The sequence below is a fragment of the Amycolatopsis sp. WAC 04182 genome, assembly GCF_003947465.1.
Lineage (GTDB): Bacteria > Actinomycetota > Actinomycetes > Mycobacteriales > Pseudonocardiaceae > Amycolatopsis.
Map to the genome: position 1 here is coordinate 947,897 of NZ_QHJJ01000004.1, position 22,331 is coordinate 970,227.

At 69.1% G+C, this 22,331-nt stretch carries 22 protein-coding genes; 15 read left to right on the forward strand and 7 right to left on the reverse strand.

What is annotated here, in order from left to right; all coding sequences use genetic code 11:
• Nucleotides 1–91 precede the first annotated feature (91 nt).
• The 7 genes from purB (at nucleotide 92) to DMH01_RS24840 (ending at nucleotide 6,557) form a co-directional block, all read left to right on the forward strand.
• On the forward strand, nucleotides 92–1,522 hold the full coding sequence (gene purB / locus DMH01_RS24810; RefSeq protein WP_125679609.1) for an adenylosuccinate lyase: 1,431 nt from the start codon (nucleotides 92–94) through the stop codon (nucleotides 1,520–1,522).
• A 162-nt stretch (nucleotides 1,523–1,684) separates the two neighbouring features.
• Nucleotides 1,685–2,512 carry an ABC transporter substrate-binding protein gene (locus DMH01_RS24815; protein ID WP_125679610.1) on the forward strand — a complete coding sequence of 276 codons (828 nt, stop codon included), beginning with the start codon at nucleotides 1,685–1,687 and terminating at the stop codon, nucleotides 2,510–2,512.
• 5 nt (nucleotides 2,513–2,517) lie between these two features.
• The gene (locus DMH01_RS24820) at nucleotides 2,518–3,291 is read left to right on the forward strand and encodes an ABC transporter substrate-binding protein (RefSeq protein ID WP_125679611.1); all 774 of its coding nucleotides are present in this window, start codon (nucleotides 2,518–2,520) and stop codon (nucleotides 3,289–3,291) included.
• A gap of 8 nt (nucleotides 3,292–3,299) precedes the next feature.
• Nucleotides 3,300–4,082, forward strand: a complete 783-nt coding sequence (locus tag DMH01_RS24825) for an ABC transporter substrate-binding protein (protein WP_125679612.1) — start codon at nucleotides 3,300–3,302, stop codon at nucleotides 4,080–4,082.
• On the forward strand, nucleotides 4,083–4,841 hold the full coding sequence (locus tag DMH01_RS24830) for an amino acid ABC transporter permease (RefSeq protein WP_125679613.1): 759 nt from the start codon (nucleotides 4,083–4,085) through the stop codon (nucleotides 4,839–4,841).
• Nucleotides 4,838–5,578 (forward strand): amino acid ABC transporter ATP-binding protein, encoded by a 741-nt coding sequence (locus DMH01_RS24835; protein WP_034312531.1) that lies wholly within the window; start codon nucleotides 4,838–4,840, stop codon nucleotides 5,576–5,578. Before DMH01_RS24830 ends, DMH01_RS24835 begins: the two co-directional genes overlap by 4 nt.
• 91 nt (nucleotides 5,579–5,669) lie before the next feature.
• Complete coding sequence (locus DMH01_RS24840; RefSeq protein WP_199745609.1) at nucleotides 5,670–6,557, forward strand: MOSC domain-containing protein; 888 nt, start codon at nucleotides 5,670–5,672, stop codon at nucleotides 6,555–6,557.
• Here the strand turns inward: DMH01_RS24840 and DMH01_RS24845 are convergent.
• The gene (locus tag DMH01_RS24845) at nucleotides 6,440–7,246 is read right to left on the reverse strand and encodes an S-adenosyl-l-methionine hydroxide adenosyltransferase family protein (RefSeq protein WP_125679614.1); all 807 of its coding nucleotides are present in this window, start codon (nucleotides 7,244–7,246) and stop codon (nucleotides 6,440–6,442) included. The two genes, DMH01_RS24840 and DMH01_RS24845, sit on opposite strands and share 118 nt — an antisense overlap.
• A gap of 35 nt (nucleotides 7,247–7,281) precedes the next feature.
• Here DMH01_RS24845 and DMH01_RS24850 point away from each other — a divergent pair, with 35 nt between their 5' ends.
• The 4 genes from DMH01_RS24850 (at nucleotide 7,282) to DMH01_RS24865 (ending at nucleotide 10,871) form a co-directional block, all read left to right on the forward strand.
• A complete protein-coding gene (locus tag DMH01_RS24850; protein ID WP_125679615.1) occupies nucleotides 7,282–8,163 on the forward strand; it encodes a phosphoribosylaminoimidazolesuccinocarboxamide synthase in 882 nt (293 codons plus the stop codon).
• Between the two features lie 58 nt (nucleotides 8,164–8,221).
• Nucleotides 8,222–8,929 (forward strand): DUF2334 domain-containing protein, encoded by a 708-nt coding sequence (locus DMH01_RS24855; RefSeq protein WP_233621655.1) that lies wholly within the window; start codon nucleotides 8,222–8,224, stop codon nucleotides 8,927–8,929.
• Nucleotides 8,926–9,657: a TetR/AcrR family transcriptional regulator gene (locus DMH01_RS24860; protein ID WP_125679616.1), complete on the forward strand. Its 732-nt coding sequence runs from the start codon at nucleotides 8,926–8,928 to the stop codon at nucleotides 9,655–9,657. Before DMH01_RS24855 ends, DMH01_RS24860 begins: the two co-directional genes overlap by 4 nt.
• A gap of 71 nt (nucleotides 9,658–9,728) precedes the next feature.
• Nucleotides 9,729–10,871: a DUF418 domain-containing protein gene (locus DMH01_RS24865; protein WP_125679617.1), complete on the forward strand. Its 1,143-nt coding sequence runs from the start codon at nucleotides 9,729–9,731 to the stop codon at nucleotides 10,869–10,871.
• Between the two features lie 81 nt (nucleotides 10,872–10,952).
• On the opposite strand, the gene DMH01_RS24870 is transcribed toward DMH01_RS24865, so the two are convergent.
• Entirely contained in the window at nucleotides 10,953–11,588 is a 636-nt protein-coding gene (locus tag DMH01_RS24870; RefSeq protein WP_125679618.1) for an MBL fold metallo-hydrolase, read from the reverse strand.
• Between the two features lie 33 nt (nucleotides 11,589–11,621).
• Nucleotides 11,622–12,566, reverse strand: a complete 945-nt coding sequence (locus tag DMH01_RS24875; protein ID WP_125679619.1) for a DUF5937 family protein — start codon at nucleotides 12,564–12,566, stop codon at nucleotides 11,622–11,624.
• A gap of 60 nt (nucleotides 12,567–12,626) precedes the next feature.
• Between DMH01_RS24875 and DMH01_RS24880 the strand changes: the two genes are divergently transcribed.
• Both DMH01_RS24880 and DMH01_RS24885 read left to right on the forward strand, forming a co-directional pair.
• Nucleotides 12,627–13,769 (forward strand): MFS transporter, encoded by a 1,143-nt coding sequence (locus tag DMH01_RS24880; RefSeq protein ID WP_125679620.1) that lies wholly within the window; start codon nucleotides 12,627–12,629, stop codon nucleotides 13,767–13,769.
• 33 nt (nucleotides 13,770–13,802) lie between these two features.
• On the forward strand, nucleotides 13,803–15,305 hold the full coding sequence (locus DMH01_RS24885) for an aldehyde dehydrogenase family protein (RefSeq protein WP_125679621.1): 1,503 nt from the start codon (nucleotides 13,803–13,805) through the stop codon (nucleotides 15,303–15,305).
• A 74-nt stretch (nucleotides 15,306–15,379) separates the two neighbouring features.
• Here DMH01_RS24885 and DMH01_RS24890 read toward each other — a convergent pair whose 3' ends face one another.
• Both DMH01_RS24890 and DMH01_RS24895 read right to left on the reverse strand, forming a co-directional pair.
• On the reverse strand, nucleotides 15,380–16,963 hold the full coding sequence (locus DMH01_RS24890; RefSeq protein ID WP_125679622.1) for a GMC family oxidoreductase: 1,584 nt from the start codon (nucleotides 16,961–16,963) through the stop codon (nucleotides 15,380–15,382).
• Between the two features lie 102 nt (nucleotides 16,964–17,065).
• The gene (locus DMH01_RS24895) at nucleotides 17,066–17,839 is read right to left on the reverse strand and encodes a hypothetical protein (protein WP_125679623.1); all 774 of its coding nucleotides are present in this window, start codon (nucleotides 17,837–17,839) and stop codon (nucleotides 17,066–17,068) included.
• Nucleotides 17,840–17,905: 66 nt separating this feature from the next.
• On the opposite strand from DMH01_RS24895, the gene purS reads away from it, so the two are divergent.
• Together purS and purQ are read left to right on the forward strand one after the other, a co-directional pair.
• The gene (gene purS / locus DMH01_RS24900; RefSeq protein WP_125679624.1) at nucleotides 17,906–18,145 is read left to right on the forward strand and encodes a phosphoribosylformylglycinamidine synthase subunit PurS; all 240 of its coding nucleotides are present in this window, start codon (nucleotides 17,906–17,908) and stop codon (nucleotides 18,143–18,145) included.
• The gene (gene purQ, locus DMH01_RS24905; RefSeq protein ID WP_125679625.1) at nucleotides 18,142–18,819 is read left to right on the forward strand and encodes a phosphoribosylformylglycinamidine synthase subunit PurQ; all 678 of its coding nucleotides are present in this window, start codon (nucleotides 18,142–18,144) and stop codon (nucleotides 18,817–18,819) included. The genes purS and purQ overlap by 4 nt, the downstream gene beginning before the upstream one ends.
• Before the next feature lie 62 nt (nucleotides 18,820–18,881).
• On the opposite strand, the gene DMH01_RS24910 is transcribed toward purQ, so the two are convergent.
• Nucleotides 18,882–20,609 carry an ABC transporter ATP-binding protein gene (locus tag DMH01_RS24910; protein WP_125679626.1) on the reverse strand — a complete coding sequence of 576 codons (1,728 nt, stop codon included), beginning with the start codon at nucleotides 20,607–20,609 and terminating at the stop codon, nucleotides 18,882–18,884.
• Nucleotides 20,606–22,231, reverse strand: a complete 1,626-nt coding sequence (locus DMH01_RS24915; RefSeq protein WP_125679627.1) for an ABC transporter ATP-binding protein — start codon at nucleotides 22,229–22,231, stop codon at nucleotides 20,606–20,608. Before DMH01_RS24915 ends, DMH01_RS24910 begins: the two co-directional genes overlap by 4 nt.
• Nucleotides 22,232–22,331: the final 100 nt, after the last annotated feature.

The window sequence follows — 22,331 nt, forward strand, 5'->3', positions numbered from 1 at the left end:
GGTACGAGGCCGGCCCGCCCGCACCGTCAAGAACCACCTGGATCACGAAGCCCATCGAACAGACTTACAGGACACGGCCTAGTCTGGCCGCGTGACGGACAAGCCCCGCATCCCCAACGTGCTCGCCGGCCGCTACGCCTCGCCTGAGCTGGTCGAACTGTGGTCCCCGGAACGCAAGGTCGTGCTGGAGCGTGAGCTCTGGCTCGCCGTGCTCCGCGCGCAGGCCGACCTCGGCGTCGAGGTGCCGGACGGTGTCGTCGCCGACTACGAACGCGTGCTGGAGCAGGTCGACCTCGACTCGATCGCCGCGCGCGAGCGGGTCACCCGGCACGACGTGAAGGCCCGCATCGAGGAGTTCAACGCGCTCGCCGGGCACGAGCACGTCCACAAGGGCATGACGTCGCGAGACCTCACCGAAAACGTCGAGCAGCTGCAGGTGCTGCGTTCGCTGGAGCTGGTGCGCGGCCGCGTCGGCGCGGTGCTGGCCCGGCTCGCCGCGATCGCGGTCGAGCACTCCGACACGGTGATGGCGGGCCGTTCGCACAACGTCGCCGCGCAGGCGACGACGCTGGGCAAGCGCTTCGCCACCGCCGCGGACGAACTGCTGGTCGCCTTCGACCGGCTCGAAAACCTCATCGGCCGCTACCCGCTGCGTGGGATCAAGGGCCCGGTCGGCACCGCGCAGGACATGCTCGACCTGCTCGGCGACGAGTCCACTTTGGATGAACTGGAGTCGCGGGTCGCGGCCCACCTCGGCTTCGAGAACGTGTTCACCAGCGTCGGCCAGGTGTACCCGCGCTCGCTCGATTTCGACGTGCTGTCCACCGTCGTCCAGCTCGCGGCCGCCCCGTCGAGCCTCGCGAAGACCATCCGCCTGATGGCGGGCCACGAGCTGGTCACCGAAGGCTTCAAGCCCGGGCAGGTCGGCTCGTCGGCGATGCCGCACAAAATGAACACCCGTTCGTGCGAGCGCGTCAACGGGCTCGCCGTCATCCTGCGCGGCTACCTGTCGATGATCGGCGAGCTCGCCGGGGACCAGTGGAATGAAGGCGACGTGTCCGACTCCGTCGTCCGACGGGTCGCGCTGCCCGACGCGTTCTTCGCGCTCGACGGCCTGCTGGAGACCTTCCTCACCGTGCTGGCCGAATTCGGCGCCTTCCCGGCGGTCATCGGACGTGAGCTCGATCGCTATCTGCCGTTCCTCGCCACGACCAAGGTGCTCATGGCCTCGGTCCGCGCGGGCGTCGGGCGTGAAACCGCTCACGAGGCGATCAAGGAGAACGCCGTCGGCGTCGCGCTCGCGATGCGGGAGCAGGGGCTGGCGGAGAACGACCTCCTCGACCGGCTCGCCGCCGACGAGCGCATCCCGCTCGACCGTGGTGAGCTGGACAAACTCCTCGCGGACCGGATCTCGTTCACCGGTGTCGCGCCCCGTCAGGTGGCCGCGATCGCGGCCCGCGTCGAGGGCATCCTGGAGCGTTTCCCGGAGGCGGTGAACTACTCGCCGGCACCGATCCTCTGACCTGTGAGCAGCCCCACCGCGGGGTGTTCACAGAGTGAGACGAAGTTACTCGATCGGGCGAAATGCCTAATCTCGATCGCTGAACCCGGAGCGCCAGGCCGCCCATGAGGCGGCCTGGCGTGTTTGTATCGCGCCTTGCGCGCCGAACCCACGGAAGAAGCGATGAGATCCACGCTGTCGAAATTCGTCGCCGTCGTCACGGCCGGAGCGGCCACCCTCGCCCTCGCCGCCTGCGGCTCCGGTGACGCGAGCACGACCGGCCAGAAGCTGCGGGTCGGCACCCTGACCGACGCGCCGCCGTCCATCTACCTGGAGAACGGCACCTTCACCGGCTACGACAACGAACTGCTGCGCGACATCGCGAAGCGCGAGGGCTTCGAGGTCGAGTTCGTCGGCACCGAGTTCGCCGGCCTGCTCGCCGCCGTCGCCTCCAACAAGTTCGACATCGGCAGCTCCACCATCTCCACCACCGAGGCCCGCAAGAAGACCGTCGCGTTCAGCAACGGCTACAGCACCGGGTTCACCACGATCCTCACGAAGAAGGGCGCGTCCCTCAAGGACGTCGGCGCCTTCAGCGGCAAGCGGCTCGGCGTCGTGCAGGCGTCGGTGCAGGACGACTTCGCCACCGGCAAGGTCCCGGGCGCCAACGTCGTGCGCTTCCCCGACTACAACGCCGGTTTCGCCCAGCTGAAAGCGGGCAGCCTGGACGGGTGGGTCGTACCGAAGGACATCGGGCAGAAGTACATCGACCAGAACCCGGACGTGCCGCTGGAGTTCGGCTACACCGTCGAGACCAAGGACACGCCGTCCGCGTTCGCCGTCCGCAAGGACAACAAGGAACTGCTGAAGAAGCTCAACGACGGCCTCGCGAAGGCCGTGGCGGACGGCACCGTCGCCCGCCTGCACGCTCAGTTCTTCAAGACCGAGCCGCTGCCCAAGGAACTCGAAAAGGGCGGCCCCGGCCTGCCTGTCCAGAACGCGGGGATTTGAAAACCATGAAGAAGACGCTGCTCGCCACGCTGGCCGCCGGCCTCGTCGCCGTGCTGGCCGCTTGCGGTGGCGGCGAGTCCGCCACCGAGAAGACCCTGCGCGTCGGGACGCTGAGCGACGCGCCGCCGAACATCTACGTCGAGAACGGCAACTACACCGGCTTCGACAACGAGCTGCTGAAGGCCATCGCCGCCAAGCAGAACCTGAAGCTCGAGTTCGCCTCGACCGACTTCTCCTCGCTGCTGGGCCAGGTCGCGAACAACCAGTTCGACATCGGCAGCTCGGCCATCGCGCAGACCGACGAGCGCAAGAAGAACGTCGACTTCTCCAGCCCGTACAACTTCGAGGTCATGAGCATCCAGACCAAGGACGGCTCGCCGATCACCGAGGAGAAGGGCCTGTCCGGCAAGCGGGTCGCGGTCATCCAGGCGACCGTCGGCGACAAGTGGCTCACCTCGACGGTGCCCGACGCGCAGGCCGTGCGCTTCCCGGGGTACGCGCCGGCGCTGGCCGCGCTCAAGAGCGGCGCCGTCGACGCCTACATCCTCGACCAGGCGATCGCCGAGACGAACGTCAAGGAGAGCACCGACGCGAAGCTCAAGGTCGTCAAGTCCTTCACCACCGACGTGCCCCACGGCTTCGCGGTGAAGAAGGGCAACAGCGAGCTGCTCACCAAGATCAACGAGGGCCTGAAGCAGGTCATCGCCGACGGCACCTGGGTCAAGCTGCACGAGAAGTTCCTGCCGACGGCCCCGGTCCCGGACCAGTTCAAGGCGTGAGGATCACGATGAAGAAGTCACTCGCCGCCGCTGTCGGCGCCGTCCTCGTGGCGGTGCTGGCGGCGTGCGGCGGCGGTGAGAGCGCCACTGCCGGCACCTTGCGCGTCGGCACGCTCAGCGACTCGAAACCCAACGCCTATCAGGAAAACGGCGTGTTCACCGGGTTCGACAACGAGCTGCTGAAGGCCATCGCCGCGCACCAGAACCTGAAACTCGAGTTCGTCTCCACGGAGTTCTCGACCCTGCTGAGCCAGGTCGCCAACGGCAAGTTCGACATCGGCAGTTCGGGGATCTCGCAGACCGACGAACGCCGCAAGACCGTCGACTTCTCGGCGCCGTACAACTACCAGTCGCTCGGCATCGAGGCCCGCGAGGGCGCCGGTATCACCGACGAGAACTCCTTGGCGGGCAAGCGGATCGGGGTCGTGCAGGGCACGGTGTCGGACAGCTGGCTGGCGGCCAACGCGCCCACCGCGCAGGCCGTCAAGTTCCCGCAGGACGCCGCGACGCTGGCCGCGCTCAAATCGGGCGCGATCGACGGCGCGATCTTCGACCAAGCGACCGCCGAGGACTACGCGGCGAAGAACCCGGACGCGAAGCTCAAGGTGGTCAAGGCGATCACGACTACGATCCCGCACGGCTTCGCGGTCAAGAAGGGCAACACCGAGCTGGCGGGCAAGATCAACGCCGGGCTCAAGGCGGTCATCGCCGACGGGACATGGGAAAAGGTGCACCAGCGGTTCGAGCCGAACGCGCCGGTGCCCGCGGAGTTCAAGGCCGGGCAGAAGTAAGTGGACGACTTCCTCAACACCTTTCTGAACTGGGAGTACATCTGGGAGGTCTTCCCGGACCTCCTCGGGACCGGCCTGCTGAACACGCTGATCCTGTCGGTGTTCTCGGCGCTGATCGGCACCGTGCTCGGCATGCTGCTGGCCACCATGGGCCTGTCCAGCAAGGCGTGGCTGCGCTGGCCCGCCCGGGTGTACACGGACATCTTCCGCGGCCTGCCCGCGATCCTGACCATCCTGGTGATCGGCCAGGGCGGCGGGATCCTGATCCCGTCGCTGTCCCGGAATCCGTACCCCCTGGGCATTCTGGCGCTGAGCCTGATCGCGGCCGCCTACATCGGCGAGATTTTCCGCGCCGGTATCCAGAGTGTCGAAAAAGGACAGATGGAGGCCAGCCGCGCGCTGGGCATGAGCTACACCAAGGCGATGACGCTCGTCGTCATCCCGCAGGGCGTGCGGCGCGTGCTGCCCGCGCTGGTGAACCAGTTCATCGCGCTGGTCAAGGACTCCAGCCTCGTGTACTTCCTCGGCTTCCTCGCCGAGCAGCGCGACCTGTTCCGCATCGGGCAGGACCTCGCGGCGAACACCGGCAACCTGTCGCCGCTGGTCGCGGCGGGCGCGGTGTACCTGGTGATCACCGTGCCGCTGACGCATCTGGTCAACTACATCGACAAGAAGCTGCGCACCGGCAAGAAGATCCGGGTCGACGACGACGGCGGCACGACGGAACTGCTGAACGCCGGAAAGGTGCCGATGTCATGACGACCGCCGTACGTTCCTCCAGCGTCGAACTCCGCGACATCCACGTCTCCTTCGGCACCCTCGAAGTGCTGAAGGGCGTGAACCTCAAGGTCGAGAAGGGTCGCACGACCTGCATCATCGGCCCGTCCGGCTCCGGCAAGTCGACGCTGCTGCGCTGTGTGAACCGCCTCCAGGAGCCCGACTCGGGAGACCTGCTGCTGGGCGGCGAGAGCGTCATCTCGTCCGACCCGGACGCGCTGCGCCAGCGGGTCGGGATGGTGTTCCAGCACTTCAACCTGTTCGGGCACCGCAGCGTGCTGGACAACATCACGCTGCCGCTGCGCAGCGTCCGGAAGCTCGGCAAGGCGGAGGCCGCGGAGATCGCGCACGCCCGGCTCGCCGAGGTCGGCCTCGCCGACAAGGCGCCGTACCGGCCGAGCGCGCTCTCGGGCGGGCAGCAGCAGCGGGTCGCGATCGCGCGGGCGCTCGCCATGGAGCCCGAGGTCATGCTGTTCGACGAGGCGACCAGTGCGCTGGACCCGGAGCTGGTCAAGGGCGTCCTCACCCTGATGGCTGGGCTGGCCGAGCGCGGCCTGACCCTGCTCGTGGTCACCCACGAGATGGGTTTCGCCCGCGGCGTCGCCGACGAGGTCGCGTTCATGGACGACGGGAAGATCGTCGAACAGGGCGCTCCGGAGGCGATCTTCGACGCTCCGCGGAGCGAGCGTTTGCAAAGGTTCCTGTCGCAGGTGCTCTGAGCCAGCGGCGGTGGTCGTGGGGCTCGTGAGCGGCAATGACGGTTCTAACCGTCCTTACCACTCACGAGACCTGACTCGCTAACCTGCGGCTATGGCGAGAGTGGCGAAGCTGGTCTATTACCCGGTCAAGGGCTGCGCCGGGACGTCGGTCGAAACGGCCGACGTCACCCCGGCGGGTTTGAGGTTCGACCGTGCCTGGATGGTCGTCTCCCCGGAGGGCGAGTTCCGCAGCCAGCGGAAGCATCCGGTGATGGCCTCGATCCGGGCCGAGGTGCTGGACGACGGCACCCGTCTGCGGCTCGCCGCTCCCGGCGTCGAAGATCTCCTGGTCGAGACGGTCGCGGACGGGCCGCGGCAGCCCGCCGCGACGTTCACCTGGCAGGGCAAGGGCGTCCACCAGGGTGACGAGGCCGCCGAGTGGTTCTCCGCCGTCCTCGGCCTGCCGTCGGTGTTCGTCGGGCTCGCGCCGGAGCACGAACGCGTCACCAACGGCGAGATCCCGGGCACCGCGGCGTTCGCCGACGCGCACGCGATCCTGTTGACCTCCGAGTCCTCTTTGGACGGACTGAACGAGCGGATCGCGTCGCGCGGCGCCGAGGCCGTGCCGATGGATCGCTTCCGGCCCAACATCGTCGTCTCGGGGTGGCCGGAGCCGCATCGCGAGGACGACGTCCGCTCGCTCACCGCCGGCGGTCTCGAACTGGGGTACGCCAAGGTCTGCGTCCGCTGCACGGTGCCGATGGTCGACCAGGAGACCGGCAAGAAAGCCGGTCCCGAGCCGATCCGGTCGCTCGCCGACTACCGCCGCGAGCCCGAGGGCGGCGTCTCGTTCGGGATCAAGATGGCGGTGACCGGTCCGGGTCAGGTGTCGGTCGGCGACGAGGTGATCGTGCACTCCTGGGCCGGTCCCAGCCCGAGCACATCCGACGCCGAGCCGCCGTTCACGGCGACCGCGAGCCGCCCCGCGGAATCGGTGTAGAGCACGTTCCGGCCCGGCGGCACCGTGCCGAAGGTGTCGCCGACCAGCGCTTTCACCAGGACGTGTTCGCTGCTGACGGCGACCGTGCCGGACAGCCCGGCCAATTCGAGGTCGGCGGGGCTCGCGGCGAGTTGGACGTTGCCGAAGTGGTCGACCGTCAGCACCTCGGCCACCAGCTTGCCGGGGAACACCGCGACGAACGGGTCCGGCAGGCGCACGAGGTCGTCGACGCGCGGCCCGAACTCCTCGGGAGCGACGCCGAGCGCGAGATGCGCCGCCGCGGGGGCGAAGACGTCGCGCCCGTGGAACGTCGACGAAGTCACCGGAAGGCGGTACTCCGGGGCCGCGAGTTCGTACGCCGCTATCACCCCGGTGAGTGTTTCGGCGGCGGGAATGAGAAGTCCGTTGTCCGGGCCGACGAGCATTCCGCGCTCGGTGACCACCACGACACCGCGCCGCGCCGTGCCGACGCCGGGGTCCACGACGGCGAGATGGACGGACTCCGGCAGGTACGGCACGGTCTGGGCGAGTACCTCGGCGCCGGTCCTGACCTGCTGCGGAGGGATCTCGTGGCTCACGTCGATCACCCGTACGGACGGCGCGATCCGCGCGATCACGCCGTGGCACGCGGCCACGAAACCGTCTCTCAGCCCGTAGTCGGTCGTGAACGAAACGCAGTGGATCGGCATGATCAGCCATCATCCTTGCTCGCTAGGGTGCAGCCGTGACGACGCTCGAATACCCGAAGATCGCCGCCGGCAAGGTCCGTGAGCTCTACGCCGTCGATGACGAGCATCTGCTGCTCGTCACTTCGGATCGGATCTCCGCCTGCGACGTCGTCTTCGACACTCCCATCCCGGACAAGGGACGGGTGCTCACCGCGATGAGCGTGTTCTGGTTCTCCCTGCTCTCCGATGTCCTCCCCAACCACCTGGTCTCCTACGAAGACGAACGCATCCCCGCCGAGGTCCGCGGCCGCGCGCTGCTGGTGCGGCGGCTGGCGATGCTGCCGCTCGAAGCCGTCGCCCGCGGGTATCTCACCGGTACCGGTCTCGCCGATTATCGCGCGTGCGGCAGGGTTTGCGGGGTCGAACTCCCCCCTGGCCTGACCGAGTCGTCCCGGCTCCCCGAACCGATCTTCACTCCCGCGACGAAGGCCGACCGCGGCTCGCACGACGAGAACATCGCCTTCTCCGACGTCGTCGGGCAACTCGGCCGCGAACGGGCCGAGGAGGTCCGCGAGGCGACGCTGGCGGTGTACCGCCGCGGCGCGGAGTTCGCCGCCGAACGCGGCATCCTGCTCGCGGACACGAAGCTCGAATTCGGTATCGACCGCGAGGGGAACCTCGTGCTCGCCGACGAGGTCCTGACCCCGGATTCCTCGCGCTACTGGCCCGCCGGTGGTTACGCGCCGGACAGCCCGCAGCCGTCGTTCGACAAGCAGCCCCTGCGGGACTGGCTCACCAGTCCCGCGTCCGGCTGGCATCGCCGGGACAGACCGGGGTCACCACCCCTGCCCGAGGACATCGTCGCCGCCACGCGGGCGAGGTACATCGAGTCGTACGAACGCATCACCGGCCGGTCGCTGCAGGATTGGCCCGCCTGACCTGCGGAGTTCACTCCGACGTCAGTCCGCCGAAAGCCCCGGCTGGCTCACTGGTGGGGTGGATGCACGTTTGCTGGTTTCCCTGTCCGGCGTGACCACCCGGACGTTGCACCGCTGTGCCGATCTCGCGGCCGAACTCGACCGGCGCAGGGTCCCGTTGTCCGTGCTCTACGCCGCTCGCACCGGCGAGGGCCCCGTGACCGAGTGGGTCAGGACGCGCCGCGCCCAGGGCGACTCCGTCCTCCTCCACGGTTACGACCACCAGGTACCGCCCACCCATCGCGCCGTCTACCTGGGCAAACGCGCCGAGTTCGCGGCTCTTCCCGCGCACGAGGCGCGGCTGCGGCTCATCGCGGCGAAGGCGGCGCTCGACGTCAACGGCATGGCCGTCGACGGGTTCGCGCCGCCGCGCTGGATCGCGTCGGAAGGCACCTTCCAGGCCCTGCGCGAGCACGGGTTCAGGCTGTGCGCGGACCTGGCCTCGGTGCGGGACCTGGTTTCCGGCGAGGTCCAGCGCGCCAGGGTGCAGGAGTTCGGCGGGCCGTCGCACCGGACGGAGACCGTCCGGTGTTTCGCGCTGGTGCTGGCCGCCGCCAGGGCCGCGCGCCGCGGCGGGCTCGTCCGGCTCGGTATCGACGCCGCGGACCTCGCCCGGCCGGGGCTGCGGCAGGCGTTCCTCGACGCCGTCGACGTCTCGCTGGAGAACCGCGCTTTCGGAACCACCTACGGCTCGCTCTCGCGAACGCGGGTTAAATTGTCGGGATGACCGACGAGGGTGACGCACCGGCGACGCTGATGCGGCTCTGGCGGCGGTCGGAACGCCCGACGCGCGGCAGGCCGTCCGTGCTCGACATCGACAGCGTCGTGGCGGCCGCGGTGGACCTCGCCGATCGCGAAGGCGTCGCGAACGTGACGCTGGCGAGCGTGGCGAAGGATCTGGGCGTCACGAAGATGTCCCTGTACCGCCACATCGGTTCGAAGGCGGAGCTGCTGGAGCTGATGGCCGATTTCGCCATCGGCGATCCGCCGACGGTGGAGCCCACCGGTGATTGGCGGGCCGAGCTGACCACGTTGGCCGAGGCCAACCGCGATGTCCTGATGAAGCACCCGTGGCTGGTCGAGCTGCCGCTCACCGGCCCTCCGGCCGGGCCGCACGCGGTCGCCTGGATGGACGCGATCCTGCGCACGCTGCGGGACACCGGTCTCGACTGGGGCACCAAGGGCGGGATCCTGGTGCTCGTCGGCGGCTACGTCCGCCTCGCTTGCGCGCAGGCCATCCAACTCGCCGAGGGCAGGAAGGGCAGCGGGTTGAGCCAGGAGCAGGCTGAACAGGCCTACGGCAAAGGTCTCGCCGAGCTGGTCGATCCCGAGCGTTTCCCCGACGCCGCGGGTTTCCTGACCTCAGGACTCGGTGGCTCCGAACAGAATTCCGACTTCGACTTCGGTCTCGAAGTCGTACTCGACGGCATCGCCGCTCTCGTCGGCGCCGGCTGACAAGTAACCTCCTCCGCCTTTAGTATCCGTCGGACATTAATTAGTGTACGTTGGATACTAAAGGGGGATCCATGACATCGACACCGACGGGCGAGCGTGTGCTCGCACCGGACCTGGCCAGGGGTTTCGCGCTCTTGCTGGTCGCGCTGGCGCATACCGCGAGCATCTTCCTCGGCAACACGCCGGGCGTGGACCAGACGCCGCAGGGCCTGGAACGGCCGTACTTCGTGCTGCTGTTCGTGCTCGTCCACGCGTGCGCGCTGCCGCTGTTCGGCATGATGCTCGGCTACGGGATGGTGCAGTTCGCCGACCGCCAAGAGGCGCTGGGGCAGCCGTGGCCGCGGACGCGTGGCGTCCTGCTCCGCCGTCACGCGTGGCTGCTGGTTTTCGGCGCCGTCGACGGGGTGCTGTTCTTCTCCGGCGACGTGCTCGGCGCGTACGGCGTGATCGGCGTGGTGTTCGCCCTGCTGCTTTTGAGGCGCGGCAAGGGATTCTATCGGATTCCGGTGCTGTACCTGGGTTTCGGCGTTTGCTACCTCGCCGTGCTGATGTACCTGGTGCTCAGCGGGAACACCGGCGGCGAGGCGCCGTTCCCCTCGGTCGAGGATCCGTCTTCCCTGGCGCCGACCTACGGCGACGCGGTGCGGGAGAGGCTCACGGAATGGCCGATGACCACGGCGATCCTGCTGTCGTCGATCCTTTTCGTCTGGGTAGGTGCCTGGGCCGCGAAGAAGCGCCTCCTGGAGGAGCCGAAGCGCAAGGTTCTCCTCTTCGGCCTGTTCGGCGGCTTCGGCGTCGCGATCGCGGGCGCGTTGCCGATGGGCCTGTTCGCCGGCGCCTACGTCGACCTGGACGAGGAGACCGCCGGGCTCGCCAAGCTGATGTACGAAGGAGCCGGTCTGTTCGGCGCGATCGGGTACATCAGCCTGTTCGGCCTCGTCGGCATGACGGTCGGCACGAAGCGCCGAGGCGTCGTGGTCACCGCGATCTCCGCCCTCGGCCAGCGCACGCTGAGCGCGTACCTGTTCCAGTCGGTGGCGTGGCTGATCCTGGCGCCGCCGTTCATGCTGGGGCTCGGCGGTGACACGTTCGTGGCGGCCGCGTGCGGGCTCGGCGTGTGGCTGCTGACGGTCGTGGTCGCGTACCTGATGCACCGCCGGGCGTATCGGGGACCTGCGGAGATCCTGGTACGGAAACTCGCCTACCGGAGCTGAAGAGCGCGTTGCGAAAGCCACTTTCGCAACCTTCAACGTTGCGAAAGTGGCTTTCGCAACGCCTCGCGTACTGGCCTACCGCTAAAGCTTCACCGGCTCCCCGACGTCGAGCACCTTCACCTCGGTGCCTTCCGGGGCGAGGTTGGTGAACAGGCCGTAGTGCATCTGCGGCCGCGCGAGGACGGCTTCGTGGATCGGCACGGCGAGGCGCGGCGACACCGCACGCAGGTAGTCGACGGCCTCGCCGGCCTTGAGCCACGGGGCGCCGGTAGGCAGACCGAGGACGTCGATCTTCTGTTCCGGTACGAAGAACGAGTCGCCCGGGTGGTAGAAGACGCCGTGGTCGACGAGGTAGCCGACGTTCGGGATCACCGGGATCTCCTCGTGGATCACCGCGTGCTCACCCCCGACCACGTTGATGCTGCTGGACCCGATTTCCCAGGCGTCGCCGGGGTTCGCGATCTGGAACTCGGTGCCGAGCTTCCCCACGGCCTCGGCGGAACCGGGGTCGACGATCAGCCGCACGCCGGGGTTCGCCGCCAGCAGCGCGGGCAGCCTGTCCAGGTCGAGGTGGTCGAAATGCTGGTGGGTGATCAGGATGGCGTCCAGCTCACGCTCGCCTTCGAAGCCCGCCGAGAAGGTGCCGGGGTCGATCAGGATCCGCGCGCCCTCGGTCTCCAGAAGGGTGCAAGCGTGTCCAAAATGGACAATGCGCATCGGTGTTCTCCTTCGCGGTAGCTCGATTCCAGCCTATGCCCGGAGCAGGGCGTCGCCAAGTTCGGTGCGCAGATAGCGCACTTCGCGGCCGCGGCGCCGCGTCTCGAGCAGGCCCGCCGCGTGCATCGCGGTCAGATGCTGTGAGACCGTCGGTGGGGAGAAGCCCAGCCTGCGCGCCAGTTCGGTGGTGCTCGCGGGTTCGTTGAGGGTCGTGAGCAGCGCGGCCTTCGTCCTGCCGAGTACTCCCGCGAGCGCGCCGGGCGGCTGTTCGGGGTCCGACCAGAGTTCGGCCACTCCGCGAGCCGGGTACAGCAGCGAAGGCTGCCACGGCTCCATCGTGATCACCCCGACCGAAGGCCACGCGAAGACGCCGGGGATCAGCAGCAGCCCGCGCCGGTCGAGGTGGACGCGGCCGCGTTCCTTCATCTCGATCACCAGGACGTCGCCGACGAGCCGCACGCGCGGGTGGATGTCTTCGAGTACCAGCGCGATACCGCCGGCGGCCAGGCGTCGCGAGCGTTCCTCGATGTCGGCGACGAGGAAGCGGCGCATCCGGGGCCAATGCGGCTCGACCAGTTCGGTCCAGGCGATCTCCATCTGGCTCGCCAGCAGATCCCTTGCCTCGGCGGGATCTTCCGGCAGCCCGCTCAGGTCGGCGTCCACTTTGGACAGTTCATGTGCGACCTGCTCCGGCGATGTGCGGCGGATTTCGGCGAGCTGGGCGGACGCGGTGGTCTCCGGGCCGCTCGGCGGCGGGCTGAGGAAATCGGTGATGTAGTGCCGCGCGCTCATCACCTTCGCGAAACCGTCGATGGGCAGGTCCGGCAGTTTCGCGGCGGCCTCGCGCAGCCACGGCAGATGACTCGGATGCCCGCGCCGTCCGAGCAGCGTCTGCATCGCGCCCATGGTCTCGTCGAGCGGGGAGATGCCGAAGCGGACGCGGTTGGCACTCTCGGCGGTCAGGACCAGCTCGATCATCGGATTAGGCTATTCCCTAATCAATGGTTCGACCAGACCGGGTTCGGCAGTGTTCGTGGCATGACGTTGCTGCGTAATTCCGGGTATTGGCGCTGGTCGGCGGGGGTCCAGCTGAACCGGCTGCCCGCCACGATGGCGCCGCTGGCCTTCACCGTGCTGACCACCGCGGCCACCGGTTCGTACCGGCTCGGCGGGATCATGATGGCCGTGTTCGTCGCCGCCGAGATGGTCGGCGCCGTGCCGACCGGGCGGCTGCTCGACCGCGTCGGACCCGCGCGCGGTCTCGTCGTGCTGCTTCCGCTGGTCGCCGCGGGACTGTTCCTGCTGGCCGCGGTCGCTTCGGCCGGAGCCCCGGACTGGGCGCTGCTCGCGCTGGCGATCCCGCCGGGGCTGGTCGCGGGTGGGTTGAACGGCGGCTTCCGGACACTGTTGGCCGGGACGGTGACCGAGGACGAGTTGCCGAGGGCGGTTTCGATCGACGCGATGATCCTCGAAGGCGTCATCGTCGGCGGCCCGCTGCTGGTGGCGCTCCTGGCGACGTCCGGGCCGGTCGTCCCGGTCCTCGCGATGGCCGTCGTCGCCCTGCTCGCGGCCCTGCTCGTGCCGCACCGCACTGTTCGCGTTGCTCCACAAAGGACAGTCGAGCGTCAGCGGATCCCGGTCGCCGCCTGTGTGCCCTGGCTGGCGGGGTTGTTCACCGTCGGGCTCCTGCTCTCGACCATCGAGGTCGGCCTGCTGCCGCTCGTCCAGCGCCTCGGCGCCCCCGATTCGGCGACGTCGATCGTCATCGTCGTGCTGTGCGCCGCGAGCATCACCGGGAGCGCAGTGTACGCGGCGCGGGGGAAGGAAGGCGATCCGCGGCTGTTCCTCGCCGGTTTCGTGCTCGGCGGGATCGTGGTTTCGGCGGGCTTCGGCTGGGCCGGACTGCTCGGCGGGGTCGCGCTGATCGGCCTCTGCACCGGTCCGCTGATGGCCGTCTCGTCGGTCAACCTGCAGAAGCTGCTGCCCGAACGCCGCCGGTCGGAGGGCTTCTCGCTGGCCTTCACCGTGCAGGCGTCGGGCTTCGGGCTGGGCTCGCTGGCGATCGGGATACTGCCGGTCCGGCTGGCCCCGCTTCTCGGTGTCCTTGCGGCCCTCGTCTCCTGTGCGATGCTGGTGGCACGCCCCAGGCGAGCTATTGGCACGCCGTCAGTAACGTCGTAGCCTGGGCTTTGAGCCGAGACACGGGAGAAGTCGATGACCGCAGTCCAGCCGAAGCCGACCGCGCACAGCGTGGGGGAGACCTTCGATTCCCTCAGCCCGGCGACCGACGAGGTCGTGGGCACCTACCCGGTGCACACCAGGGAGGACGTCCGCGCCGCCATCGCCCGCGCGAAGGACGCCGCCGAATGGTGGGCCGGGCTCGGCTACGACGGCCGCGCCGAACGCCTGCGCCGCTGGAAGGGCGTCATCACCCGCAGGCTGCCGCAGCTGTGCCAGGTCGTGCGCGACGAGACCGGCAAGCCGATCGCCGACGCGCAGCTGGAGAGCGTCCTCGCCATCGAGCACATCGCGTGGGCGGGCAAGCACGCGCGCAAGATCCTCGGCAAGCAGCGCCGTGCGGCCGGGCTGATGATGTCGAACCAGGCGGCGACGGTCGAGTACCAGCCGCTCGGCGTCGTGGGCGTGATCGGCCCGTGGAACTACCCCGTCTTCACCCCGCTCGGCTCCATCGCGTACGCCCTCGCCGCCGGCAACACGGTCGTCTTCAAGCCGAGCGAGTACACGCCCGGCGTCGGGAAATGGCTGGTCGACGCCTTCGCCGAGGTCGTCCCGGAGTGGCCGGTGCTGCAGTTGATCACTGGTTTCGGCGAGACCGGCGCTTCGCTCGTCACGGGAGGCGTCGACAAGATCGCCTTCACCGGTTCGACCGGCACGGGCAAGAAGATCATGGCCGCGGCCGCCGAGACGCTGACCCCGGTCATCATCGAGGCGGGCGGCAAGGACGCCGTCCTGGTCGACGCGGACGCCGACCTCGAAGCCGCCGCCGACGCGACCGTCTGGGGCGCGTTCTCCAACTCGGGCCAGACCTGCATCGGCGTCGAGCGCGTGTACGTCCACGAGCGCGTGCACGACGAGTTCGTCGCGAAGGTCGTCGAGAAGTCGAAGGACGTGCGGGCAGGCTCGGACGCGGCCGCGCAGTACGGCCCGGTGACGATGCCTTCGCAGCTCGCGGTGATCAAGCGCCACATCGCGGACGCCCTCGAACGCGGCGGGAAGGCGCTGGTCGGCGGCGTCGACGCGGTCGGCGACCGCTACGTGCAGCCGACGGTGCTCGTCGACGTGCCGGAGGACTCCGCGGCGGTCCAGGAGGAGACGTTCGGCCCGACCGTCACCATCGCCAAGGTCCGCGACATGGACGAGGCCGTCGAGAAGGCCAACGACACGAAGTACGGCCTCGGCTCGACGGTGTTCTCGAAGTCGCGCGGCCTCGAACTCGCCGGACGGCTACGCACCGGCATGACGTCGATCAACGCGCCGCTTTCCTTCGCCGGTATCGCTTCGCTGCCCTTCGGCGGCGTCGGCGACTCGGGCTTCGGCCGGATCCACGGCCCGGAAGGCCTGCGCGAGTTCGCCCGGCCGAAGGCCGTCGCGCGGCAGCGGTTCACCGCGCCGATCGTGCTGACCTCGTTCTCCCGCAAGGAAAAGACCGACGCGCTGGTCGCGAAGCTCATTACCGTGCTGCACGGCAAACGCTGAGCTGAAGGGCGCTTTCCCCGCATGAGATGCACGGAAAGCGCCCTTCACCGCGTCTGATGCGGGGAAAGCGTCCTTCAGCCGCGGCCCCGGATGAGGTCCGCGGCCTTCTCCGCCACCATGATCGTCGGCGCGTTCGTGTTCCCGCGCGGCACCACGGGCATCACCGACGCGTCCACCACCCGTAGCCCGTCCACTCCACGCACCTTGAGCGACGGGTCGACGACGGCGTTCTCGCCCGTCCCCATCGAGCAGGTCCCGACCGGGTGGTACAGCGTCTGCGTCTTCTCGCGCACGTAGTCGGCCAGTTCGCTGTCGGTCAGGTCGTGGCGCTCCGGCAGGAACGGCTTGTCCAGATACCGCGCCAGCGGACCGGACTTCCCGATCTCCACCAGTGCGCGCATCCCGGCGAGCATCTTCTCCATGTCCACGGATTCGGCGTAGTAGGCCGGGTCGATTTCGGGCTTCCACATCGGATTCGACGACTTCAGCCGCAGACGGCCCCGGCTCGCGACGTCCACCAGGGTCGCTGCCGACGTGAAGCCCGGCACCGTCGGCTCGCGCATTCCGTTGTCGTAGAACAACGTCGGCGCGACGTGGATCTGCATGTCCGGCGGCGAGGCACCGTCCGCGGCGGGGAAGAACGCCCCAGCCTCGCCGATGTTCGAAGCCAGCGGGCCGCGTTTGGTGAGCTGATAGCGCACCAGACCGCCCGGCGTCGCCGCGTCCACGAGATCGGTGGTGCCGCGGGTCGACCAGATGATCCCGCAGGCGGGGTGGTCATGCAGGTTGTCGCCGACACCGGGAAGCGCCGCCACGACGTCGATCCCGTGCTCCCGCAGGTGTTCCGCCGGGCCGACGCCGGAGAGCATCAGCAGTTGCGGCGAGTTCACCGCGCCGCCGCTCAGCAGGACCTCCGTCGACGCGCGCACCGTCGTCTCGACGCCCCTGTCCAAATAGGACACACCGACGGCGCGCGTGCCTTCGAAGACGACGCGGGTCGCTTGGGCGTTGGTCCGCACGGTGAGGTTCGGCCGCGACAGGGCGGGCCGCAGGTACGCGTCGGCCGTCGACCAGCGGCGGCCCTTCTTGCACGTCACCTGGTAGACGCCGGCGCCTTCCTGTGACTCGCCGTTGAAGTCGTCCGTGCGTTTGAGTCCCCAGGCGACCGCGGAATCCACCCAGGCGAGGGACAGCTCGTGCGTGAAGCGACGGTCCTCGACGTTCAACGGGCCGTCGGTGCCGTGCAGCGGCCCGCCGAGCCGCTGGTTGCCTTCCGCCCGTTTGAAGTACGGCAGGACGTCGTCGAAACCCCAGCCCTCGGCGCCGTGCCCGTCACGCCAGCCGTCGTAGTCCGCGCGGTTGCCGCGGATGTAGATCATCGCGTTGATCGACGAACAGCCGCCGAGCGTCTTCCCGCGCGGCCAGTACAGCGTCTTGCCGGTGTGCTTCTGCTCGACCGTCTCGTAGTTCCAGTCCCACTTGGTCTTGAACAGGCCGGGGAACGCGGCGGGGATGTGGATCTCGTCGGCGTCGTCCTCGCCGCCGGCTTCGAGCAGGAGCACCCGCGCCGACGGATCCTCGCTCAGCCGGTTCGCCAGTACGCATCCCGCGCTGCCCGCGCCGACGATCACGTAGTCGAAGGAGTCCTGATCGGCCACGGTGCCTCCTGCTGCTCGCCCGGTGTTGACGCCCCGCCAATGGGCTCATCTTGGCCCAGCGCCGCGCTCCGAGCATCCCCCAGACGAAGGATCGGTGCGAGCTCAGTCGGAGTCGGGTGAAAAAGAAGCCACGCAGGGGCCGCCCTCGGCGTCGTCCTCGGTCTCGATCCGGCCGGGATTCCGGACGCCGTCGACGTCGCCGGTGAGGTGCAGGATCGTCTGCTTCGCGGTGGTCAGCACGTCGGCGGTGTCCACGGTGTACCGCCCCTCGCCGTGGATGATCTGCTGCACGCCGTCACGGGTCGTGTCGGGAACCTGCTCGCACAGCACGGACAACGCCGCCGGGATGTCGCGCGCATTGATCGCGTCGACGAACTTGTTCCCGGCCTCTTCCCCGGTCTTGACGTCGGGCCGCGGTGACGGCTTCGTCTCGAGGCCCGGCAGCGGCTCGGGCTCGCCGCCGATCTTGGCGTCGCGCACGCACCAGCCGCCTTCGCCGGGGATCATCGCGATCCCGACGGTCTGGCCGCCGGTGGCGAGCGCGGCCGAGTACTCCTGCGGCGCACGCTGGTGCGCGGGCGTGCTGAGCTGTGCGCCGTCGGAGACGGCCATGACCTGCTCGGAGGTGTAGGACCGCTTCGAGCGGATCGGGCACCAGAGCGAGCTGAGGCGACCTTCGCCGACGCCGTTCACGAACGACTGGCTCAGTTGCTCCGGAGTCGCGCGCGAGGTGGTGTCGGCCTTGGCCTTGAAGAAGCCCGGCGTCACGAAGCCGGTGAACGCGACACCGCCCGCGATCAGGACGAAGACCAGCGCCAGCGTGATCCAGAGCCAGGCCTTCGACTTCTTCGGCGGTGTGTACTGCCCGTAGGTCATGCGGCAACCGTAGTGAAGTAGGCTCTGGCGGTACCCACGACCTGCGTGAATAAGGAGCAGCCTGCCGTGGCCCGAGTCGTCGTCGACGTCATGCCCAAGCCCGAAATCCTCGACCCGCAGGGCCAAGCCGCGCTCGGCGCGGCCGGTCGTCTCGGCTTCACCGGGATCACCGAGATCCGTCAGGGCAAGCACTTCGAGATCGAGGTCGACGACTCCGTCGACGACGCGACGCTCGAAAAGATCGCCGAGGGTTTCCTCGCGAACCCGGTGATCGAGCAGTGGATCATCAAGCGGGTGGACGCGTGACCGCCCGCATCGGGGTCATCACCTTCCCCGGCACGCTCGACGACGGTGACGCGGCCCGCGCGGTCCGCTACGCCGACGCCGAAGCCGTGCCGCTGTGGCACGCGGACGAGGACCTGAAGGGCGTCGACGCCGTCGTCGTCCCCGGTGGCTTCTCGTACGGCGACTACCTCCGCGCCGGCGTCATCGCCCGGTTCGCGCCGGTGATGTCGTCGGTGATCGACGCCGCCCACAAGGGCATGCCGGTGCTGGGCATCTGCAACGGCTTCCAGATCCTGTGCGAGGCCGGACTGCTGCCGGGCGCGATGATCCGCAACGCGGGCCTGCACTTCATCTGCCGTGACCAGTGGCTGCGCGTCGAGAACAACGACACCGCGTGGACCACCCGGTACGACAAGGACGCCGAGATCCTCATCCCGATGAAGAACATCGACGGCTGCTTCGTCGCCGAGCAGGCCACCCTCGACGAGCTCGAGGGCGAGGGTCGCGTGGTGTTCCGCTACGTCGGCGGCAACCCGAACGGCTCGCGCAACGACATCGCCGGGATCCGCAGCGAGAACGGCCGCGTCGTCGGGCTCATGCCGCACCCGGAGCACGCCATCGACGCCCTCACCGGACCTTCGGACGATGGTCTCGGCATGTTCTACAGCGCCGTGGACGCCCTCGTCTCCGCCTGACCGCGTGCTATGAAAGGCCCCTTCATTGCAAATTTTGCAATGAAGGGGCCTTTCATAGCACTTCAGGAGGCGGCGGCCACCAGAGCTGCGTAGGGCCCGCCGGCGGCGAGCAGGTCCGCGTGCGAGCCCAGCTCGGTCACCCGGCCGCCCTCGATGACCGCGACCCGGTCGGCCGCGGCCGCGGTGTGCAGCCGGTGCGCGATCGCGATCACCGTGCGCCCTTCGAGCACCGCGCTCAAAGACCGCTCCAGCTCCCGCGCCGAACCCGTGTCCAGCAGCGACGTCGCCTCGTCCAGCACCAGCGTGTGCGGGTCGGCCAGCACCACCCGCGCCAGCGCCAGCTGCTGCGCCATGGCCGCCGGGACGGCGACCGCCCCGGCCCCGACCTTCGTGTCCAGCCCGTCCGGCAGGCTCGCCACCCACTCCGAAGCGCCGACCGAGGCCAGCGCGGCCAGCAGCCGGTCGTCGGTCCAGTCCCCGGCGGGCAACGTGAGGTTGTCCCGCAGCGTCCCCGCGAAGACGTGCTGCTCCTGGGTCAGCAGCAGGACCTCGCCGCGCAGGACGTCGTCCGGCAGCGTCGACACCTCGGCGCCGCCGATCCGCACCGAGCCCGACGTCGGCGCCGACATCCCGGCCAGCAGCCGTCCCAAGGTCGACTTGCCGGCACCGGACGGGCCGACGATCGCCAGCCGTTCACCGGCGGGCACCCGCAGGTCGATCCCATGCAGCACTTCGCGGTCCGTGTTGTAGCCGAAGCGCACGTCGCGGACCTCGATGTCCTGGCCGCGCGGAGTTTCCGAGGTCGTCTCCGAAGACGGAGCGGGCCGCACGCCCAGCAGCCGCCGCAGCGAGGCCCCGGCGACCTGCATGTCCGCGAGCCAGAACAGCGCCTCGTTCAGCGGACCGGTCATGACCTGCGAGTACAGGAGCATCGCGGTGATCGTGCCGAGCCCTTCCCAGCCGTTCGAGTAGGCGAGCAGACCCAGGCCGAGCATCACCGGCACCGGCAGCACGTAACTGATCTCCAGCGACGGGATCCACCGCATCTGCAGCGCCCGGATCTTGCGCTCGCCCAGCATCGACGCGTCGAGGCCGTCGTGCCCGGTCCGGATCCGGCGGCCGGTCAGGCTCAGCGCCTCCGCCGTCCGCGCGCCCTCCGCGGTCTCGTGCGTGGTGGACTGCAACTCGGACCACTTGTCGAGCATCCGCCGCATCACGTCGGGGATCCGCCGCTGGTACCAGAGGTTCACCGGCACCAGCAGCGGCAGCGCGACCAGCAGGCCCAGCGCCAGGAACGGTGACGTGATCACCATCGCCGCCACCGTGAACACCACCGTGACGGCGGCGATCAGGATCTCCGGCGCGCCGAACCGCACCGCGTGGTCGATGCGGCTGACGTCGGTGGTCGCCCGGCTGAGCAGGTCACCGGTGCCCGCGGCCTCGACCGTCCCGAGCGGCAGGTTCAGCGCGTTCCCGACGAACTCCTCGCGGTTCTTCGCCAGGATCCGCTCGCCGAACACCCGCGCGCGAAGCCGGGCCAGACCCTTGAACCAGGCCTGCGCGCCCAGCACCACCACGAACGCGACCGCGAGCCAGGTGATCGTGGTGACCGTCGTGCCTTCGACGACCTCGTCCACCAGCGCGCCCAGCAGTTGCGGGCCGGCCAGCCCGATCGCGGTCGCGACACAGAACAGGCCGAGCATCACGGAGAACTCGCGCTTGTTGGCGCGCGCGGTCTCCTTGATCCAACGTCTGACGTCTTTCTTGTCTGCCAGCGGCAGCTTCTTCATGCCGGTACTTTCGTACTCACGACCACGTCGGCCACATGTGTCCACAGTGGACTCTGACTGAACACGACGGTGGTCTTGCCGCGCCGCAGCTTCGCGACGCGTTCGGTTATGCGGGCTTCGGTGTGCGCGTCGACGGCCGAGGTCGGCTCGTCGAGCAGCAGGACGTCGGCGTCGGTCGCCAGCGCGCGGGCCAGGTTCAGCCGCTGCCGCTGACCGCCGGAGACCTCACGTCCGCGTTCGCCGATCACCTCGTCGACGCCGTGGGGCAGCGCGTCCACGATGTCCTCGGCGTCCGCCGCGTACAGCGCTTCCGTGATCTCGACTTCGCCGGGCTCGGCGGGGGTGACCTGCTCGCGCAGCACACCGGAGAACCAGATGTCCTGGTTGTGCGCGAACACGACCCGCCGCCGCATCTCGCCGAGGGAGACCTGGTCCACCGGAACCCCGCCGACGAGTGCAGGTTCACTCGGGTCGGTGAACCGCGCCATCCGCGAAGCCACCGCTTCGGCGGCGGCCCCGACGTCGATGACGGTGAGCTTCCCGGCCTCGGCCTTGATCCCGGACGTCTCGTCGTACAGGTCCAGCGAGCCTTCCGGCAGCGGGACCGGGTGTTCCGGCTCGGCGAGCGTGCGCTCGGTGGACAGCAGTTTGCACACCTTCCGCGCCGAAACGAGCGCGGCGCTCAGCACACCCGCGAACTCGGTCGCCGTCGTCACCGGGATCACCAGGAACACCGAGACGCCGTAGAACGTGATCAGCTCGCCGACGCCGATGGTGCCGTTGATCGCCAGCTGCGCGCCCAACCAGGTGATGACCACCGTGACCAGTCCCGGCAGCGCGACCTCGGCCGCCGCGAGCCACGCCTCGCTGCGCCCGACCTGGACACCGGCCGCCCGGACCCGCTGGCTGGAGCGGCGGAAGCGGTCGAGGAACTGCTTCTCGCCGCCGACACCGCGAAGGATCCGCAGGCCGGAGACGATGTCCGCGGCCAGCGCGTTGACGTCGGTCTTCTCCTCGCGCTGCTTCGTCTGGCGCTTCTCCAGCGGCTTCAGCAGCGGTCCGATGCCCACCACCGCCAGCGGGACACCGATCAGCGCGACCACGCCGAGCAGCGGGGACGTCGTCAGGAGCGCCGTCGCGCACACGATGAACGCGATGAGCGAACCGAAGGCCCGCCCGAGCACCTCGAACGAATCACCGATCGGGTTGATGTCGCTGGTGGTGATCGCGACCACGTCACCCGTGGTGGTCGTGTCCCGCAGGTTCGCGCCCAGCTTCGCCGCGTGTTCGGTGGCGAGGCGCTGCGTCACCCCGGCGCCGTGGATCCAGCAGCCGTAGGACGCGAAGTGCTGCACCGTGCCGGCGATCGTCTGCGCGATCCCGAGGCCGGCGGCCGCGAGACCCCACAGCCAGACGGAATCGCCGTCGCCGCGGCCGATCGCGTCGATGCCCCGGCCGATCGCGACCGGCAGCAGGGCGATCGGCAGCGACCACAGCGCACCGCTGATCGCCGAGACGGCGAGCAGTCCCGGGCGCGCGAGCATCATCCTGACCAGGTACCGCCAGGCGGTCGGCTTGGCGGGCAGTCGTAGTCGCGGAAGCGGATATGTGGCGGAAAGCACGATTGCCGACGGTAAGCCGATCACCGTCGCGGGCGCGACCGATTTATCCGTGGGCGACGGCAGGGTGAACAGACCCCTCACCTACTCTTAAGGCCGTGGC